We start from the raw sequence: 2,928 nt of genomic DNA, 5'->3' as shown, positions 1-2,928 counted from the left end.
CGAAAACAAGTTACCGCGCAAAACTCCGAGCGCCACAAAAAAAAGCGGCGCAAAAGCGCGCCGCCCATCGTCGCTAAAGACCACCCGCAATTCTCAATGCACGCTAGCGTGCTTATGATCCGCATGCGCATGCGGCTGCGTAACGGCGCTCACAACCGCAAGCACAACAATATTCACACCAAGCGCAAGAAACCCGATATTGATATCCTTGAGCGCATCAGGCGCAGACGGAATCAACTGCGCGACGCTCACATGCAGCACCGTGGTAATCACAACCACCAGCACCCCCGCGAGGATCCCACAGAACGCCCCTTGCTTCGTGACACGATTACGCGTAGCGAGACTGCACACCAGCGCCGGAAACAACTGCGTAACAAAGTTATACCCCATCAGCAACAGCGCCACGATAGTCTCGCCGCCCTTGAGCGTAAAACCCACCGCAACGAGCGCGATCACCGGCACGCAGAACCGCGCAAGCTTCGCGACACGCGCATCGTCGGCGTTCTTCATCAGCGCGCCACGATAGACATCGTTGGCAAGCAGCGTCGAGGCCGTGGTAAGGATCATCGACCCAGGCACCAGCGCGGTAAGCACGCCCGCCGCACCGATCACGCCGAGAAACCACGGATCGAAAGTCTGCAGCGAAAGCCGGAACAGCGACAGGTCGATGTCGCTGCCCTTGAGTCCCGGCACCTTGAGCACCGCCGCGAATCCACAGAAGAACACGAACAGCAGGATCAGCTGATAGAGCGGCAGGATCGCGGCATTGCGGCGGAAAATGCGTTCGTCCCTCGCGGTGTAGACCGAGCCGAACGTGTGCGGCCACATGAAGAAGCCCAGCGCCGTGAGCAGCACCGTGGACTGGAACCACGTCACGCTCTGGCCTTTCGCGGCAAAGCTGAGGAAGCCGGGCTTGGCCGCGTCGATGGCGCGGAACATCTCGGCATGACTGCCGTAGTAATGAACCGGCAAAAAAATGCCAAGAAACACCGCGATGGCCAGAATCATCGTGTCCTTGACGACCGAGTTCCACGCGCAGCCGCGCACGCCCGAGACGATCACGTAGGCCGTGACCACCACCGCGCCGATCCAGATCGCCGCCGTCGACGAAATCGCGCCATACGAGGCCGTCGTCACGATGATGCCAAGGCCCTTCAGTTGCAGCACGAGATACGGCACGAGCGCGGCCACGCCCACGCAGGCGACCAGCACGCCGAGCGCGGGGCTCTGGTACTTGCGCGTGAAGAAGTGCGGCTGCGAGACGAGCCGGTGCTCCTTCGCGTAGCGCCACACGGGCGGCAGCATCCAGTACGAGAGGATGTACGCAAGCGTCGCGTAAGCCAGGATGTAATAGACGGGCGCGCCCTTGCCGTAGGCAAAGCCGCTGCCGCCGAGGAACGTGAAGGTGGTGTAGATCTCGCCCGCCATCAGCAGGAACACGAACGCGGTGCCGAAGCTGCGTCCCCCCACCGACCACTGCTCGAGGCTCATGTCGTGCCCGCGGCGCGCACGCATGCCCAGATAGAGCGCGACGACGGTGATCGCCGCAATGATGATGAGCGCGCTCATGATCGCACCTCGGCATCCGGCGAGATGCGATTGGCCGGATCGAGCTTGTAGACGATGCCCATGATGGCCGCGGTCAGCACGACCCACATGACAATCCACGCCAGCACGAGCGGCATGCCGAGCACAAGGGGCTCGGTGCGGTTGACGAACGGCACGCCTAGCAGGATGCCGATAAAGGGTAGCGCAGCGAGCAACCTCAGTGACATGGCAACTCCTTTGGGTAAAAGGGAAACGTCGCGTCGGGTCCGGTCGAATCACTCTATGCTGGTGAATGCGCCCCGTAAAGCTGCCAAAAATCCCGATGCGCCACCGCGCAAGCAAACCCGTGCGCACCTCGTGGCGTGCCTTTGCTTAATATGAGGACATGGTGCGCTGCGTCATGAAGACGGATTTTTTGCGCGCGGGCGCCGGCATCCAGCAGGCACGGCGCGCGCCGCTCCGGTTACACTTCACGCTGCCCCGCGGCGCAATCGGAATGCGCCCGCCTAACGGATTGCCTACATGATCGAGAGCCTGATTTCAGACATCCTGTTCGGTTTCACCGGACTGATCAGCATCATCAACCCCATTGGCATTGCGTTTGTTTTTCTCGATCGCACGGCGTCGCTTTCCGAGGAAGAGCGGCGTCTGCTCGCCAAGCGCGTGGCCACCAATGCCTGCTTCGTGCTGCTTGCCGCATTTTTCGTCGGCACGCCCATCCTGCATTTCTTCGGCATTTCGATGGAGGCGCTGCGTATTGGCGGCGGACTCGCGGTGGCCGTGAGCGGCTGGCAGATGCTCAACGCGCCGGAACCCGAGCCGGCGGTGGCCGATCATCCGGTAAAGCCGCTCAGCGCCGAGTCGGCGTCCGGCAAGGCTTTTTTTCCGCTGACGATTCCGCTGACCACGGGCCCCGGCTCCATTGCCACGGCCATCGCGCTCAACGCGAACCGCACGCACAAGCTTTCGGCGTTTCTGCTCTCGGGTATCGCCTCGGTGGCAATCTCCGTGCTCGTAATGATCGTGATCTATTACGTCTACAGCCGCGCCGCGCGCCTTGCCTACTATCTGGGCGCGGAAGGCACGCGCGTGGCCATGCGTATTTCGTCGTTCCTGTTGTTGTGCATCGGCGTGCAGATTATTCTCACCGGCCTCGACGGGTTTCTCACGCCGCTCGCGGGCCTGCGCGCGGGTAGTTGAACGATGGCGAGAGCCGGGTCTCGCCGGCCGTGCTCGTCTGACGCTGGATGCAATTCGGTTCGTTGAAAGTGGAGGGTCACCATGTGCCGCTGGATCGCTTATACCGGTAACGCTGTGCCGCTCGAAACCGTGCTGTTTCGCGCGCGCCATTCGCTGATCGACCAGAGCCTGCATTCGAAG

3 protein-coding genes and 1 pseudogene are annotated in these 2,928 nt (G+C 61.9%); 2 read left to right on the top strand and 2 right to left on the bottom strand.

All coding sequences use genetic code 11. The features are described from left to right. Positions 1 to 93: 93 nt before the first annotated feature. Positions 94 to 1,569, bottom strand: coding sequence for a sodium:solute symporter family protein (locus tag BO1_RS48475; protein WP_028223732.1), 1,476 nt, complete (start codon positions 1,567 to 1,569; stop codon positions 94 to 96). Continuing rightward, positions 1,566 to 1,775: a DUF3311 domain-containing protein gene (locus BO1_RS48470; protein ID WP_028223731.1), complete on the bottom strand. Its 210-nt coding sequence runs from the start codon at positions 1,773 to 1,775 to the stop codon at positions 1,566 to 1,568. The genes BO1_RS48475 and BO1_RS48470 overlap by 4 nt, the downstream gene beginning before the upstream one ends. Before the next feature lie 295 nt (positions 1,776 to 2,070). Here BO1_RS48470 and BO1_RS48465 point away from each other — a divergent pair, with 295 nt between their 5' ends. Both BO1_RS48465 and BO1_RS60050 read left to right on the top strand, forming a co-directional pair. After that, on the top strand, positions 2,071 to 2,748 hold the full coding sequence (locus tag BO1_RS48465; protein WP_028223730.1) for a MarC family protein: 678 nt from the start codon (positions 2,071 to 2,073) through the stop codon (positions 2,746 to 2,748). Positions 2,749 to 2,829: 81 nt separating this feature from the next. After that, positions 2,830 to 2,928, top strand: a pseudogene (locus BO1_RS60050) (class II glutamine amidotransferase); the annotation flags it as partial.

Source organism: Paraburkholderia oxyphila NBRC 105797 (genome assembly GCF_000685075.1).
In the GTDB taxonomy this organism is placed as follows: Bacteria; Pseudomonadota; Gammaproteobacteria; order Burkholderiales; family Burkholderiaceae; genus Paraburkholderia; species Paraburkholderia oxyphila.
Note: the sequence above shows the minus strand (reverse complement) of the source record. Positions and strands in the feature narration are given on the sequence as shown.

Bases quoted from the DNA above. Each gene is read 5' to 3' on its own strand.
- BO1_RS48475 (WP_028223732.1), bottom strand. From the start codon at position 1,569: ATGAGCGCGCTCATCATCATTGCGGCGATCACCGTCGTCGCGCTCTAT.
- BO1_RS48470 (WP_028223731.1), bottom strand. From the start codon at position 1,775: ATGTCACTGAGGTTGCTCGCTGCGCTACCCTTTATCGGCATCCTGCTA.
- BO1_RS48465 (WP_028223730.1), top strand. From the start codon at position 2,071: ATGATCGAGAGCCTGATTTCAGACATCCTGTTCGGTTTCACCGGACTG.